Source organism: Lacisediminihabitans sp. (genome assembly GCF_043726815.1).
GTDB lineage: Bacteria > Actinomycetota > Actinomycetes > Actinomycetales > Microbacteriaceae > Lacisediminihabitans.
Map to the genome: position 1 here is coordinate 74,940 of NZ_JAYSJZ010000058.1, position 15,393 is coordinate 90,332.

Annotated in this window: 12 protein-coding genes and 1 pseudogene; 4 read left to right on the forward strand and 9 right to left on the reverse strand. The window is 70.5% G+C overall.

Translation table 11 applies throughout. From position 1 onward, the window contains the following. The first annotated feature begins 90 nt into the window (after positions 1-90). From ACHZD8_RS07900 to ACHZD8_RS07910, 3 genes and pseudogenes are all read left to right on the forward strand, one after another. Positions 91-1,112 (forward strand): annotated as a pseudogene (locus tag ACHZD8_RS07900) (3-oxoacyl-ACP synthase III). Beyond that, positions 1,109-3,781: an alpha/beta fold hydrolase gene (locus ACHZD8_RS07905; protein WP_394769667.1), complete on the forward strand. Its 2,673-nt coding sequence runs from the start codon at positions 1,109-1,111 to the stop codon at positions 3,779-3,781. Before ACHZD8_RS07900 ends, ACHZD8_RS07905 begins: the two are co-directional and overlap by 4 nt. 16 nt (positions 3,782-3,797) lie before the next feature. Then, a complete protein-coding gene (locus ACHZD8_RS07910) occupies positions 3,798-4,769 on the forward strand; it encodes an NAD-dependent epimerase/dehydratase family protein (RefSeq protein ID WP_394769668.1) in 972 nt (323 codons plus the stop codon). Here ACHZD8_RS07910 and ACHZD8_RS07915 read toward each other — a convergent pair. The 9 genes from ACHZD8_RS07915 to ACHZD8_RS07955 form a co-directional block, all read right to left on the reverse strand. After that, on the reverse strand, positions 4,766-6,166 hold the full coding sequence (locus ACHZD8_RS07915; RefSeq protein ID WP_394769669.1) for an MFS transporter: 1,401 nt from the start codon (positions 6,164-6,166) through the stop codon (positions 4,766-4,768). The genes ACHZD8_RS07910 and ACHZD8_RS07915 overlap by 4 nt on opposite strands. Before the next feature lie 144 nt (positions 6,167-6,310). Continuing rightward, complete coding sequence (locus tag ACHZD8_RS07920; RefSeq protein ID WP_394769670.1) at positions 6,311-7,585, reverse strand: MFS transporter; 1,275 nt, start codon at positions 7,583-7,585, stop codon at positions 6,311-6,313. Positions 7,586-8,068: 483 nt separating this feature from the next. Next, positions 8,069-8,515: a hypothetical protein gene (locus tag ACHZD8_RS07925; protein WP_394769671.1), complete on the reverse strand. Its 447-nt coding sequence runs from the start codon at positions 8,513-8,515 to the stop codon at positions 8,069-8,071. Next, positions 8,496-8,639: a hypothetical protein gene (locus ACHZD8_RS07930; protein WP_394769673.1), complete on the reverse strand. Its 144-nt coding sequence runs from the start codon at positions 8,637-8,639 to the stop codon at positions 8,496-8,498. The genes ACHZD8_RS07925 and ACHZD8_RS07930 overlap by 20 nt, the downstream gene beginning before the upstream one ends. A gap of 20 nt (positions 8,640-8,659) precedes the next feature. Next, positions 8,660-9,130 carry a 6,7-dimethyl-8-ribityllumazine synthase gene (ribH, locus tag ACHZD8_RS07935; protein ID WP_147785014.1) on the reverse strand — a complete coding sequence of 157 codons (471 nt, stop codon included), beginning with the start codon at positions 9,128-9,130 and terminating at the stop codon, positions 8,660-8,662. After that, positions 9,127-10,431: a GTP cyclohydrolase II gene (ribA, locus tag ACHZD8_RS07940; RefSeq protein ID WP_394769674.1), complete on the reverse strand. Its 1,305-nt coding sequence runs from the start codon at positions 10,429-10,431 to the stop codon at positions 9,127-9,129. The genes ribH and ribA overlap by 4 nt, the downstream gene beginning before the upstream one ends. Beyond that, positions 10,428-11,048: a riboflavin synthase gene (locus ACHZD8_RS07945; RefSeq protein ID WP_394769676.1), complete on the reverse strand. Its 621-nt coding sequence runs from the start codon at positions 11,046-11,048 to the stop codon at positions 10,428-10,430. The genes ribA and ACHZD8_RS07945 overlap by 4 nt, the downstream gene beginning before the upstream one ends. A 2-nt stretch (positions 11,049-11,050) precedes the next feature. Then, the gene (gene ribD / locus ACHZD8_RS07950; RefSeq protein WP_394769677.1) at positions 11,051-12,112 is read right to left on the reverse strand and encodes a bifunctional diaminohydroxyphosphoribosylaminopyrimidine deaminase/5-amino-6-(5-phosphoribosylamino)uracil reductase RibD; all 1,062 of its coding nucleotides are present in this window, start codon (positions 12,110-12,112) and stop codon (positions 11,051-11,053) included. Between the two features lie 360 nt (positions 12,113-12,472). Then, positions 12,473-13,456, reverse strand: a complete 984-nt coding sequence (locus ACHZD8_RS07955) for a sugar-binding transcriptional regulator (protein WP_394769678.1) — start codon at positions 13,454-13,456, stop codon at positions 12,473-12,475. Between the two features lie 93 nt (positions 13,457-13,549). Between ACHZD8_RS07955 and ACHZD8_RS07960 the strand changes: the two genes are divergently transcribed. Beyond that, a complete protein-coding gene (locus ACHZD8_RS07960) occupies positions 13,550-15,277 on the forward strand; it encodes an FAD-dependent oxidoreductase (protein WP_394769679.1) in 1,728 nt (575 codons plus the stop codon). The last annotated feature ends 116 nt before the right edge of the window (positions 15,278-15,393 follow it).

Sequence of the window (15,393 nt, forward strand, 5' to 3'; positions counted from 1 at the left end):
CCCCCGGGGGCATGCGGGAAAGGGTCAAGTTTCTAGCGGAGAATAGACGTTGGCCTTGTTACCCGGAACATAACTTGATAGGAAGCTCCGTTGGACGGAAACGCAACGACGACACATCGAAACGTCGCCCTGCTCTCGGTCGCCACGACTCTGGCTTCCCGCGTGACGACCTCGGAGGAGATCGATCGACGGCTTCAGCCGGTGCTCAAGCGCCTCCGCCTCCCCGACGGGCTGCTCCAGCGAGTGGCCGGGGTGTACGAGCGCCGAAACTGGGACGCCGGGCAGACCTTCGACGACGCCGCGGTCTCGGCCGGCAAGCGGGCGCTCTCCGAGGCGGGGATCGACCCGAGCGAGGTCGGCCTGCTCATCAACACCTCGGTGACGCGCAAACACCTCGAGCCGTCGGTGGCGGTGCGCATCCACCACGGTCTCGGCCTGCCTTCGTCGGCCATCAACTTCGACATCGCCAACGCCTGCCTCGGCTTCGTCAACGGGATGACGTTGGCCGCCCAACTCATCGATTCGGGCCAGATCAAGTACGCCGTGATCATCGACGGTGAGGATGCGGACGAGATCCAGACCAACACCATCGAGCGTCTGAGCAACGGCACGATCGGCCGCAAGGACTTCATGAGCGAGTTCGCGAGCCTCACCTCGGTTCCGGCGCGGCGGCGGCCGTGCTCGGCCCGGCGGACGCGCACCCGAACGGCCACCGCATCCTCGGCGGGGTCACGCGCGCGGCCACCCAGTTCAACGATCTCTGCGTGGGGAGCGTCGACGGCATGTTCACCGACGCGAAGGCCCTGCTCAAGGGCGGCATGGACCTCGTCGTGTCGGCCTGGCGGGAGGCCAAGCGGGACTGGAGCTGGGGCTCCATGGACCGCTACATCATGCACCAGGTCTCCGATGTGCACATCAACGCGATCATCAAGGCGGCGGGGATCGATGGATCCCGTGTTCCGCGCACCTACCCGACGCTCGGAAACGTGGGGCCGGCCTCGATTCCGATCACCCTCGCCCAGGAGGCGCCGTCCCTGAAGAAGGGCAATCGCGTGCTCATCATGGGGGTCGGATCCGGCCTCAACACCGCAATGATGGAGCTCGCCTGGTGACCAGGCGGCTGCCGCGCGCGGCAACGACCACGGCCCCGGCGACCCTGCCCCCGGCCGGCCTCGCCGGCCTCGACCCGTCGTTCTCCCGACTCGTGGACGCCGTGGAGACCGCGACCGGCCAGACGCGAGTCTGGCACGTGCTCGACAACGCCTCTCGCCTCGCCGAACTCGGGGCGACCCCCGTCGGCACCATCCTCTGCGTGCACGGCAACCCCACCTGGTCGTACCTCTGGCGCGGCCTGGTCTCCGCCGCGACGGAGGCGGCCGAGGCCGGCGGGGAGGCTTGGCGGGTGATCGCCGTCGACCAGCTCGAGATGGGCTTCTCCGAGCGCACCGGCAGCATCCGCACCCTCGCCACCCGCGTCAACGACCTCGGCGACCTGACGCGCGCGCTCGACCTGGCCGGCCCGGTCGTCACCCTGGGCCACGACTGGGGCGGTGTGGTCTCCCTCGGTTGGGCGGTCGATCATCCGGCCCTCCTCTCCCGGGTGATGCTGCTCAACACCGCGATCCACCAGCCGGAGGAGTACCCGATCCCGGCGCCGCTGCGGCTCGCCCTCGGCCGGTCGGTGCTCGGCGCGGCGACCGTCACGACTCCCGGGTTCCTCGAGACGACGCTCGCCCTCGCCCACCCGCGGCTCTCCGCCGAGGTGAAACGCGGATACCGGGCACCGTACCGCGGAGCGTCCCGCCGTGGCGGAATCGGCGGCTTCGTCGCCGACATCCCCGTGGACTCGGCGCACGAGAGCGCGCCCGAGCTGGACAGGATCGCCGAGGGCGTGCGTCACCTCGGCGTGCCGGCACTCCTGCTCTGGGGGCCGGCCGACCCGATCTTCAGCGACCGCTACCTCAACGACCTGATCGAGCGGATGCCGCAGGCCGACGTCCACCGCTTCGAGGGCGCCGGGCACCTCATCGCCGAGGACGTGGACTATCCGGCCGCCGTGCTCGCCTGGCTTGCCGACTCGACGTCGCCCGAGACGCCGAGCCGGGACGGGTTCGTGGAGCGGGCGACCCGCCCGTCCCGTCGGCTCTGGGCGACCCTCGACGAACTCGCCGAGAGCCAGGAGACCGCGCTCGTGGAGATGGCTCCGCCGACCGGCGCCGCGCCGCGCGTGGTCAGCTGGAGCCTGCTCTCCCGCAGGGTTCGGCAGATCGCCTCGGGCCTCGATCGCATCGGGGTGCAGCGGGGCGACCGGGTGTCGCTGCTCGTGCCGCCCGGCGCCGACCTCACGGCCGTGCTCTATGCCTGTCTGCGCATCGGCGCGATCGTCGTGGTCGCCGACGCCGGGCTCGGCCTGCGCGGCCTCACCCGCGCCGTGCGCGGGGCGTGGCCGGACCACGTGATCGGCGCGCTGCCCGGCCTCACCGCCGCGCGCGCCCTCGGCTGGCCCGGCCAGCGGATCTCCACCACGCGGCTGCGCTCGCCCGTGGCCCGCGCCCTCGGCGTGTCCCTCTGCGTCGCCGACCTCGCCCTTCTCGGCGACGACGAGTTGCTGCCCCCGCCCCCCGAGCCATCAGACACCGCCGCCGTGCTGTTCACCTCAGGGTCGACCGGGCCGGCCAAGGGGGTCGTCTACACGCACGCCCAACTCGAGGCCGTGCGCGATGCCCTCTCCGCCCAGTACGGCATCTCCGTCGGCACCGGGCTCGTCGCCGGCTTCGCGCCGTTCGCGCTGCTGGGTCCGGCCCTGGGCGCGCGCTCGGTCACCCCCGACATGAAGGTCACCTCGCCGCGAACGCTCACCGCGGCGGCCGTGGCGGATGCCGCGGACGCCGTGCGGGCCTCCGTCGTGTTCCTGTCCCCGGCGGCCGTCGCCAACGTCGTGGCCACCGCGGCGTCCCTCACCCCGCGGCACCGCGCCGCGCTCGAGGCCGTGACCACGTTCCTCTCCGCCGGGGCGCCGGTCTCCGAACGGCTGCTCACCGAGGCCGCGGCGATCATGCCGAACGCCACGGCGCACACCCCATACGGCATGACTGAGGGCCTCCTGATGACCGACATCAGCCTCGACGAGGTGCGCGCCGCCTCGGGCGAGGGCGGGGACCCGGGCGGGGTCTGCGTCGGCCGGCCGACCGCGACCACGCGGGTGCGCATCAGCGCCCTCGACGACTCCGGGGCGGCCACCGGCGAACTCACCGACGAGGCCGGGGTGACCGGCGAGATCGTCGTGTCCGCACCGCACGTGGAGCACGGCTACGACCGGCTCTGGATCACCGACATCGCCTCCCGCCGCGGCGCGACCGGCGGGGAGCGCTGGCACCGCACCGGCGACGTCGGGCACCTCGACTCGCAGGGCCGCCTCTGGGTGGAGGGCCGGCTGCCGCACGTGATCGTCGCCGCCTCCGGTGTGGTCACTCCGGTCGGCGTCGAGCAGGCGATCGAGTCTCACGGCGGCGTCGGGCGCGTCGCGGTCGTGGGCGTCGGCCCCCGCGGCACGCAGCAGGTCGTCGCGGTGGTCGAGACCTCTCCGCCCTCGCGGCGGGTGTCGCTGGCGACGCCCGAACTCGCGGCGGAGGTGCGCGCTGCCGCTCCGCTGCCGCTCGCCGCAATTCTCGTCGTGCCGCGGCTTCCCACCGATGTGCGCCACAACTCCAAGATCGACCGCTCCCGTCTCGCGGTCTGGGCGGGCGGCATCCTGTCCGGGGCGAGGATGACCCGACCGTGAGCGAACCGGGACTCGCATGAGGGTTCTGGTCACCGGCGCGAGCGGGCTGCTCGGACGGGCCGTCGCCGCCGAGCTCCAGGCGGCCGGCCATCGAGTCCGCACCCTCCAGCGGTCGCCGTCGCGGGTGTCCGGCGCCGAGGACATCCTCGGCTCGGTGACCGACGACACCGATGTCGCCCGAGCCGTCGATGCGATGGACGCCGTCGTGCACCTCGCGGCCAGGGTGTCGCTCGCGGGGGACCCGGCGGAATTCGACGCGGTGAACGTGGGAGGCACCCGCCGCATCCTCGCCGAGGCGGTGCGTGTCGGGATGCCGCGGCTCGTCTACGTGTCGTCGCCGTCGGTGGCACACACCGGCGCCTCCATCGTGGGGGACGACGCCCGCCCGGCGGATCCCGGGCACGCGAGGGGGGACTACGCCCGCACCAAGGCGCTAGCCGAGTTGCTCGCCCTGGGGGCGGACTCGCCGACCCTCAGCGTCGTGGCGGTGCGTCCGCACCTCGTCTGGGGGCCGGGCGACACGCAACTGGTGGCTCGCATCGTCGACCGGGCCAGGCGCGGCAGGCTGCCGGTGCTCGGCAGCGGGGCCGCGCTGATCGACTCCACCTACATCGACAACGCCGCCTCCGGTATCGCGGCGGCGCTCGAGCAGGCTGACCGGGTGCACGGCAACGCCTATGTGATCACCAACGGCGAGCCGCGGCCGGTCGCCGAGCTGATGGCCGGGATCTGCTCCGCGGCGGGGGTCGCCACCCCCGACTGGCACGTGCCCGCCGCCGTCGCGCGAAGGGTGGGCTCGCTCGTCGAGGCGGTCTGGCGGGTGCTGCCCGGCCGGGACGAGCCGCCGATGACCCGGTTCCTGGCCGAACAGCTCTCGACCGCTCACTGGTTCGACCAGCGCCGCACCCGCGCCGACCTGCGCTGGGCGCCCGCCGTCAGCCTCGACGAGGGCCTCGGGCGCCTCGCCGAGTGGTACCGGAGGGCCTAGCTGACGTTCGCCTCGTAGTCGATGTCCCGCGTCTCCTTGCTGATCAGCAGCGCGACGAGGGTGATGACCGCCGAGCCGCTCAGGTAGATGCCGACGAGCCAGGTGCTGCCCCCGGCGGCCTGCCAGAGCGTGACCGCGATGATCGGGGCGAGCGCAGCACCGAGGATGCTCGCCAGGTTGTAGCTGATCGCGCTGCCCGTGTACCGCACGTTTGTGGGGAAGAGCTCGGGAAGCACGGCGCCCATCGGCCCGAAGGTGAGGCCCATGAGGGTGAAGCCGATGATCAGCAGCGCGTTGACTCCGACCGGTCCGGCGCCGAAGAGCGGCACGAACAGGAAGCCGAACACGATGATGCCGACGGTCGTCGCCAACAGCGTCTTGCGCCGCCCGAACCGCTCCGCGAGCGGGCCGGCCACGAGGGTGAAGATGCCGAAGAACACGCAGCCGACGATGAGCATCACCAGGAACGAGTTGCGCGAGTAGCCGAGCCCGGCAACGAAGGCGTCTGGGTTGAAGGGCTTGCCGGCGGCGCTGGCCGCCGCCGCGGCATCCTTCGCGTTGGACGGCGTCGTTCCGAAGGTGAGGGTGAACGCCGTCATCAGGTAGAACAGCACGTAGGTGGCGAGCATGATGAACGTGCCGAGCACGAGCGGGCGCCAGCTGGTGTGGAACACGCGCGCGAGCGGCAGCTTCGCCACGGCGCCGCTCTCGACGACCCGCGCGAACGCGGGCGTCTCGACGAGCTTGAGTCGCACGTACAGCCCGATGATCACCAGCACGGCGCTCGCGAGGAAGGGCACCCGCCAGCCCCAGGCGAGGAAGGAAGCCGGGGCGATCGTGAGGGAGAGGATGAGGAAGAGCGCGTTGGCGATGATGAAGCCGATGGGGGCGCCCAGCTGCGGGAACGTGCCGTAGATGGCGCGCTTTCCGGCCGGGGCGTTCTCGGTGGCGAGCAGCGCGGCACCGCTCCACTCACCGCCCAGCCCGATGCCCTGGGCGAAGCGCATGATCACGAGCAGCAACGGCGCGAGCACTGCCCAGCCGGGGGTGAGGGCGGTGGGCAGGATCCCGATGATGAAGGTGGCGACGCCCATGGTGATGAGCGAGGCGACGAGGGTGCCCTTGCGGCCGATCCGGTCGCCGAAGTGTCCGAACAGGATCGAGCCGATCGGGCGGGCGACGAACGCCGCGCCGAACACGGCGAACGAGGAGAGCTGCGAGGCGATCGCGCTCTCGCTCGGAAAGAAGAGGGTGGGAAAGACGAGCACGGCGGCCGTCGCGTAGACGTAGAAGTCGTAGAACTCGATCGAGGTGCCGATGAGGCTGGCCAGGATCACGCGCGAGCGCGGGTTGGCCGGTGTGCTCGACGAGACGGCGCTCGTGAGGGGTGATGACATGGGGGAGTGCTCCGTTGGTGCTGGGTGACGAGCCTCGGCCGCGGACACCGTCTCGCGGGGTGGGCGACGGGGCATCGACACGACGCGAGGGAGAGATGCCGCTCGTGGCGGCCGTCTCGACCATACTCCCGTGCGGCGCACCGGCTAGCGCACGCTCCTGATCGGCAGGATCGCGAGGCCGCCCACGGTAGCCGCGATGGCCGCCGAAATGAAGAGCGCCTGGAACCCGCCGAGCGACGCGACGATGAACGCCCCGAGCAGTGGGGCGACCGCCTGCGGCACCGCGGTGGCGATGTTCATGATGCCGAGGTCCTTTCCGCGGGTGTGCGAGTCCGGCAGTACCTGGGTGGCGAGGGCCTGGTCCACCGCCATGAAGCATCCGTAGCCGAGGCCCAGCAGGCCGGCCGCCGCCATCGCCACCGGCAGCGCCGGCACGAGGGCGAGCAGCATCGCGGCGAAGGCCTGGAGGTAGGCGGCGATGTAGACGAAGACCTTGCGCTGGCCGATCCGGTCGCTGAGCTTTCCGAACCCGAGTGCCGAGGCCGTGAAGAACACCAGGTAGATCAGGGTGAGCACGAGTAGGTCGACCTGGGCGGTGTCGCGGCGGCCGAGCCCGAACATGAGGAAGTAGAGCAGCAGGGTGGTGCCGAGCGCGTTGCCGAGGTTCACCAGGATGCGGCTGAGCAGCGTCCAGCCGAAGTCCGGAAACCGCACGGGGCTGATCCAGAAGCCCTTGACCAGGCTCGCCACCGTGAACGGGGCGCGGAGTACCCGCGGCAGCACCTCGTCTGGCACGAGGAGCACGAACGGGATCACGAGCAGCACCAGCACCGCGGCCACGACCGCGTAGCCCACCAGCAGGCTGAGGCTCAGCGCCAGCACGAGGGCGAGGCCGAGCACGGTGCCGATGGCCTGGGGTGCGGAGACCCAGCCGGAGACGAACCCGCGCTGGTTGACCGGAACCTGGTCGGAGATGGTCGCGGTGATCGCCGCGGTCACCATGCAGAAGTCCACGAGGGCCAGCGACCAGAAGACGCCGACGCCGACGAGGGTCAACTGCAGCCCGAGGATCAGAAGCGAGACGGCGAACACGATTGTGCCGGCGATGATCCAGGGCCTGCGTCGCCCCAGCCGGGAGGTCGTTCGGTCGGAGAGGGCACCGGTGAGCGGGTACGTGACGAGGGCGCACGCCCCGGCGATTCCGGAGATGATGCCGAAGGCCACCACGCTCTGGGTCCAGCCGGTCTTGCCGAGAAGGTCGCTGATCTGCTGGGGGAGCAGGAGCTGGATCGGGGTGAGCTGCGCCATCCAGATGCCGAGCCAGGCCGTGGCGAAGAGGGCGATCCAGCGGCCGGGGACCAGCCGCTTCGGCTCGGCGAAGGGCGTGAAGGCAGCGGGAAGGGTGGTCGGTGCGGTCACGCAACTGCTCCTAGGCTCTGTTGGCGATGCGCGCGGACGGAGTCGTGAGTGGTTGTGCCGAAGCCCCCGAAGACCGCCCGCCGAAGCCCCATCGGGTAAAGCGAGTGCCGTCAGAGTACAGTGCGCAGCAGCCGGGCGGAACCTCCAGTTCAGGGGGCGTGCCGCGGCCAGGGTCTCGACTGCTGCCGGTACTCGGAGCAGGGCGGCGGTGCCGGGGGGAGTGCCGGCGGGAGTTGATGCCTCGCGGCGGGGGTTGATCGGCCGCGGATCCGGCATCCGTCCTCCCTCCCGTCGCGCCCGGCGGGAGAATTCGCGTCACGGCGGGGGATGCCGCCCGTCACGGCGGGCAAATCGCGCCGAGGAGGGAGGCGTGTCCCCCGCCGCGACGCGTTTTCCCCGCCGCCGGAAACTGGAGGTCGGCAGCGCACGAGCGGGATCCCCGCCGCCGGACTCTAGCGGAACGCCTGACCCCCGCGCCGGTGCTCAGGGCGCGCTGTCGGCGGCACGCCAGCCGACGAAGAGTGCCGTCGCATCCGAGACGAAGGTGCCGCCGGCCACCGGCTTGCCGCAGTCGTAGATCTGCAGCTTGTGGGAGGTGGAATCCGTGAAGTGCAGGGTGATGCTGGTGGCCAAACCACCGGTGCAGTCGTCGTTGAGAGAGTCGTCGAAGTTGCGCACATCGATCGAGTACTGTCGCACGAGCGCCCGGAACTCGTCGATCCGCTTCTCGTCGGAGACGACGTGAACGGTGTCGGAGAAGTTCGGCACGGCCTGATATTGGCTGAACTCGATCTTCTCGATCGGCGCGAGGGACACGGGCCGCGAGAACAGCTGCACCGCGAAGAACACCGCGAGCCCCACCGCGAGGACCGCGGAGATCCAGACGACGGTGCGGGGCGGGTCGCCGAGCTTAAAGGATCGTGCCGACAAGGGTCGCGCGCCCGATGCTCTCGATGGCGCTGGGGTTCACGAAGACGACGTACACGAAGCCCACCGCGGCGGCGATCGCGATCACGAGGGCCACGACGATCGCCAGCTTGAATTGATTGAGCACGGAGCCACTCTACCGAGCGATCAGCCTCTCAGGTCGCGGATGAGGGCGGCCGTCGCGAGGGCGGCCTCCGCGGCTTCGGCCCCCTTGTCTTCCTTCGACCCCTCGAGGCCGGCCCGGTCGAGACCCTGCTGCTCGTCGTCGAGGGTGAGCACACCGAAGCCGACCGGCTTGCCGGTGAGCACGGTCACCTGGGTGAGGCCGCTCGTGGCGGCGTCAGACACGTACTCGAAGTGCGGTGTTCCGCCCCGGATGATCACGCCGAGGGCGACCACGGCATCCGCTCCGTTGTCGAGGGCCGCCTTGCTCACCACCGGCAGCTCGAAGCTGCCGGGCACCCGCACCTCGGTCACCTCGGCCCCGGAGGCCGCGAGCACGCGCCTGGCTCCCGCGAGCAGGCCGTCGGTGATCACCTCGTGCCACCGGCCGGCCACGATCGTGACCTTGAGTCCCGTGCCGTCTGTGCTGATCTCTGGTGCTCCGTCGCCGCTCATGCGATGTGTCCTTTCGGGGTTTCGAGAAGACGCTTGTGGGCTCGCGCCGCGCCCTCGAGTTCGGTGTTGTTGGGGAGGATGTGGCCCATGCGGTCGCGCTTGGCCTCGAGGTATTGCTCGTTGAAGCTGCCGACTCCCACGACCAGCGGCACCTGCTCGGTCACGGTGATGCCGCGCTCGCGCAACTGGCGCAGCTTCTCGGGGTTGTTGGTGATCGCGCGCACCTCGGAGATGCCGAGGTCCTCGAGAATCGCCACCGCCGCGCTGTAGTCGCGGCCGTCTGCCGGGAAGCCCAGGGCGATGTTGGCGTCGAGGGTGTCGAGGCCCTCCTCCTGCAGGCGGTAGGCCTTGAGCTTGTTGATGAGCCCGATGCCGCGGCCCTCGTGCCCGCGCATGTAGATGACCACTCCGCCCTCCGACTGGATCTGCTCGAGGGCCGAGTCCAGCTGGGGTCCGCACTCGCACTTGAGCGACCCGAACACCTCGCCGGTGAGGCACTCGGAGTGCACCCGGATGAGCGTGCCGTTCGTGGGGTTGCCGGCGATGATCGCGAGGTGGTCGGCCCCGGTCATGCGATCGCGGTAGGCGCGAAAGCGGAACTCGCCCTGGGCCGTGGGGATGGTGGTCTCCACCTCGAAGATCACCCGCGACGTCTCGGGAATCGGCACCGCCGTGGGCACCTTCGTGTCGCAGTGCGTCTCCTGGAGGTGGGCGATGAGAGCCTCGATGGTGACGACCAGCACGCCCTCGCGCTCGCCGAGCTGGATGAGCCCCGGCAGGCGCATCATCTCGCCGTCGTCGGCCACGATCTCGGAGATCGCCGCGACGGGCATCAGGCCCGCGAGCTTGAGCAGGTCCACCGATGCCTCGGTGTGGCCGTCTCGCTCACGCACGCCGCCGTCGACCGCGCGCAGGGGAAGGATGTGGCCGGGCCGGTGCAGGCTCGCCGGGGTGGACTCGAGGCTGGCGAGAACGCGCAGGGTGTGGGCGCGGTCGGCGGCGCTGATGCCGGTGCTGAGGCGGTCCGCGGCATCCACCGACACCGTGTAGTTGGTGCCGCGCGGGTCCTCGTTGTTCACCACCATCATCGGCAGCTCGAGGCGGTCGGCGATCTCGTTGGTCATCGGCGCGCAGATGAAGCCGGACGAGACGCGCACCATCCAGGCGATCCACTCCTGGCTGGCGAGCTCCGCCGCGATCACGACGTCTCCCTCGTTCTCGCGGCTCTCGTTGTCCACGACGATGACCGGCCGACCGGCGCGCAACGCGTCGAGGGCCTGGGGGATTGTGGCGAGGCTCATGACCCGCTCCTTCGGTTGGTGAGGCTGGTGGTGACGTCGAGCATGCGCTCGACCTGGCGGGCCAGGATGTCGGTTTCGATGTTGACGGAGTCGCCGACGGACTTGAGTCCGAGGGTCGTCGCGGTGAGAGTCTCCGGGATCAGCGAGACCTCGAACCAGTCGTCGCCGACGTCGCTCACCGTGAGCGAGACGCCGTCGATGGCGATCGAGCCCTTGCGCGCGACGAGAGCGGCGAGCTCGGGGTGGAGGCTGAAGCGCAGCACCCGCCAGGCGCTGCCCTCGGTGATGGCCAGCAGTTCGCTGGTGCCGTCGATGTGGCCCTGCACGATGTGGCCGCCGAGCCGGTCGCCCAGTCTGGCCGCCCGCTCGAGGTTGACCCGGGCACCGGCGGCCACCGTCGCGAGGGTGCTCATGGCGATCGTCTCGGACATCACATCGGCGGTGAACCAGTCGTCGCCCTTGTCGACCACGGTGAGGCAGACCCCGCTCACCGAGATGGAGTCTCCGTGGCCGGCGTCGGATACCGCGAGCGGGCCGCGCACGGTGAGGCGCGCCGCATCCCCGGTTCGGGTCCAGTCGACGACCTCGCCGAGCTCTTCGATGATTCCAGTGAACATGGTCACTTCTTCTTTCCGGTGGGGGGATGTGCCGAGGTCACGGGGCGGGCCACAACGAGCAGGTCGTCGCCGAGCCGTTCTACCGAGTCGATGCGCAGACGGCGGGCCTCGCCGATCGTGGCGACCCCGATGTCGCCGGTCGCGAGCCGGTCCCCGCCGAGGAGCACGGGCGCGAGGTAGACGAGGTACTCGTCCACCAGACCGGATGCGACGAAGGCGCTCGCGAGGGTGGGGCCGCCCTCGACGAAGGCATGGCGGATGCCGCGGTCGAAGAGGTCGGCGAGAATGCCGGGCAGGTCGCGGCTCGCGGTCACGATCGCGGGTTGCGGATGGCGGAGCACCCTGGCGTCGGCGGGAATCGCCCTCTCTCCCACCACGACCGGGATCGGCTGGTGGGGCATCAGCTCGCCGGCGTCGCCGCGGGCGGTGAGGGAGGGGTCGTCGGCGAGAACCGTGCCGGTGCCGACCAGGATCGCGTCCGAGCGCTCGCGCTGCTCGTGCACCCGCTGGCGGGCAGCGGTGCCGGTGATCCACTGGCTGGTGCCGTCGGCGGCGGCCGATCGGCCGTCGAGGCTGGAGGCCCACTTCAGCGTGACGAATGGACGGCGCAGGCGCTCGGCGGTGAGCCAGACGCGCATCGCCTCCTCCACCTCGTCCACGAGGATGCCGGCCTCCACCGTGACGCCGGCCTGGCGCAGCCGCTCGGCGCCTCCGCCCGAGTGCTGCCCGGGGTCGGAGACCGCGTAGACGACCCGGCCGATCCCCGCCGCGATGAGGGCCTCGCTGCAGGGCCCCGTGTGGCCGAAATGGTTGCAGGGTTCGAGCGTGACCACGGCGGTCGCGCCTCGAGACTGCTCTGCCGAGAGCTTGGAGAGCGCGTCGACCTCCGCGTGCGGGGTGCCGGCACCGCGGTGCCAGCCCTCGGCGATCAACTCGCCGAGCGAACCATCGGCGGTGCCGGAGTAGATCGCGCAGCCCACCCGGGGGTTCACGCCGAAGGCCGGTCCGTGCGCGGACAGCGACACGGCGTGGCGCATGGCCTGCTCGATCGCTGCCTCGGTCATCCGGTCCTCTGTCCCTGCCACTGGTGTGGCGTTGAGACGGGCCCCGGGATTTGCGGTCGACGCATCGACCCGCACCGGTCCGCCCACAGACGGCTCGAACCCGTGCGCGTGCTTCCTTCCATCCGGACTGAGAGATCTCGCGATCTCATTACCGTCGGTCTCGGAGTTTCACCGAATCAACCGCTGCCTCCCGCCTGCTCTTACACAGGCCAGAAACCGCGGGTCGCGGACTATCACCGCCGGTTCGGACTTTCACCGACCCCGGAGCACGTTCTTACTGTTACGAGTCTAGTCAACCTGTCCGGGCGCGCAGTATTCCCGCCGGGCGGGCTACGGAATGTGTCGGCCCGGGGCGGCCGGTCAGGCCATGTCGGCGAGCTGGGCGGCGGTGACCTCGTCGATCACCAGGTCGGTGATCACGCCGGTGGCCACGGCCCCGCGGATGGCCGGCAGCTTGGCCTGGCCGGAGACCACGCCGATGCGTCGAGGCGTGGCCCGGAGCGAGTCCAGGCCCGGCCCGCTCGAGCGGGCGTTGAGCGGGATGTCGTCGAAGCTCCCGTCGCCGCGGAAGAACACAGTGGCGATGTCGCCCACCACCCCGGAGCGGGAGAGCGCGTCGTAGTCCTCCCGATCGAGGTAGCCTCCGGCGTAGACATGGCTCGGCACGTCCGCGTTCGGCGAGCCGATGCCGAACAGCGCGATGTCCATCCGCTTCTGCACGGCGAGCACGCGAGCGGTGCTGCGCTCGCGCCAGAGCGCCTCCTTGGTGGCCGGGTCGTCGAAGAAGGCCGGCACGGGAAACTGCTGCACCATCGCCCCGAAGGCCGCGCCGAAGCGGCCGATGATCTCGCTCGCGTAGACCAGTCCTGTGGTGTGCGCGTTGCCCGCGCCATTGAGCTGCACCACCTGCACGTTACGCACGGGCTTGCGCGTGAGGTGCCGGCTGACGGAGGCGATGGTCGAGCCCCAGGCCACCCCGAGGGTCATGGTGGAGTCGACGAAGTCGGTGAGAATCCGTGCAGCCGTGAGGGCCACCCGCTCGAGCCGGTCCACCTCCGTTGCCGCATCGCTCGTCGGCACGATGTGGGCGGTGAGGCCGAATCGATCGTGCAGCTGGTTCTGCAGCTGGGACACCTGGTCGAGCGGGGAGTGGATGCGGATCTCCACAAGCCCGGATTCCCGGGCGAAACTGATCAGGCGGGACACCGAGGAGCGCGAGATGTGCAGCTCGCCGGCGATGGCCTCCATCGTGAGGTCCTGGATGTAGTAGAGGTGGGCAGCGCGGAGGGCGTCCGCCACCCGGTCGGTGGTCCTCGCGGGCGAAGGCCCGGCATCCTGCGTCATCTGCACATCCGTTCATTTGGCTTGAACAGTCTTGCACGCCACTGCACCATGGGTAAAGAGCAGAAGCGTCCCACTGCAGAAAGCGAAGAAGCCATGAGTGAAAACGTCCCAAACGCCAGCCGTCCGGCCCGCCGCGATGTCGCCGCGCTCGCCGCGCATCCCCGGTCGCAGGTTCTCGTGATCGGCGGAGGCATCAACGGAGTCGCCACGTTCAGGGAGCTCGCGCTGCAGGGCGTGGACGTGACCCTGATCGAGCGCGGGGACTACATCTCCGGCGCGTCGGCCGCCTCGTCCCACATGATCCACGGCGGCATCCGCTACCTCGAGAACGGCGAGTTCCGGCTCGTGCGCGAGGGCGTGCAGGAGCGCAACCGGCTGCTCAAGACCGCCGCCCACTACGTGAAGCCGCTGCGCACCACCATCCCGATCTTCTCCATGTTCTCGGGCATCGCCTCCGCCCCGCTGCGCTTCCTCACCCATAAGCAGGGCACGCCCAAGGAGCGCGGCGCCCTGTTGATCAAGGTGGGCCTCGTGCTCTACGACGCCTTCTCCCGTGACGGCGGCAGCGTGCCCCGCCACCAGTTCCTCGGCCGGGCGAAGTCCCTCGCAGCCCTGCCCGGGCTCAACAAGAACCTCAAGTACACCGCCACCTATTACGACGCCGCCATGGTCAACCCCGAGCGCCTCGGCCTCGACGTGGTGCTCGACGGCAACGCGGCGGGGGACAGCGCCCGCAGCGCCAACTACGTGGAGGCGGTGGGCGCCGTCGACGGCGGGGTGCTCGTGCGCGACCGGCTGAGCGGCGAGGAATTCGTTCTCACGGCCGACGTCGTGGTCAACACCTCCGGGCCGTGGACCGACCTCACCAACGAGGCCCTTGGGCAGCCGACCACGTTCATGGGCAGCACCAAGGGATCGCACATCGTGCTCGACAACCCGCAGTTGTTCGAGGCGACCCAGGGCCGCGAGCTCTTCTTCGAGAACGAGGACGGCCGCATCGTGCTCATCTACCCGATCAAGGGCCGGGTGCTCGTCGGCACCACCGACACGGATGCGGACCCCCGCGACCCCATGTTCACCACCGAGGACGACGTCGACTACTTCTTCAAGCTCGTCTCGCACGTGTTCCCGGACATCGCCGTCGACCGCTCGCAGATCGTCTTCAGCTTCGCGGGCATCCGTCCCCTTCCCCGCCACGACGACGAGACGCCCGGCTTCGTGTCGCGGGACTACCGCATCGAGAAGTCGACGCTCGGCGGCTCTGCGCTGCTGAGTCTCGTCGGCGGCAAGTGGACGACGTTCCGCGCCCTCGGCGAACACCTGACCAACGAGGTGCTCGAGATCCTCGGCCAGCGACGCTCGGCATCCACAACCTCGCTCGCGATCGGCGGCGGCAAGGGATTCCCGACCACGGATGCCGCCCGCGACGCCTGGGTCGCAGACAACGCCGCGGGCCTCCCGCGCGAGCGCGTGCTGCAGCTGCTCGAGCGCTACGGCACGCGTGCCGCCGAGGTCATCGAGGCCATCTCGAGCTCGGACGACCGCACCCTCGACAGCACCCCGCTGTACTCGACGGCCGAGATCGACTACCTCGTGGACCACGAGTCCGTAGTGCACCTCGACGACGTGCTGTTGCGACGCACCGACATCGCGTTCCTCGGCACGGTCACCGCGCAGATTGTGGACGAGCTCGCGGCCGTCGTCGGCGCCCGGCTCGGCTGGGATGCGGACGAGCGGCTCGCCGAGGTGGCCCACGTTCGGCGCACCCTGTCGACGCTGCACGGCATCGAGCTCGCGCCCAACTCCTCCCTCGTCAACTAGGTCGGTGCGCCGAGCCGGGCGCCGGCGTCCCGGCTCCCGTCCGGCTCGGCCATCCCGCTCCACCCCGCCGCGCCTCGTGCTCCCGCCCTGCGTGCTCCCGCCCCGCCCCTCGTGCT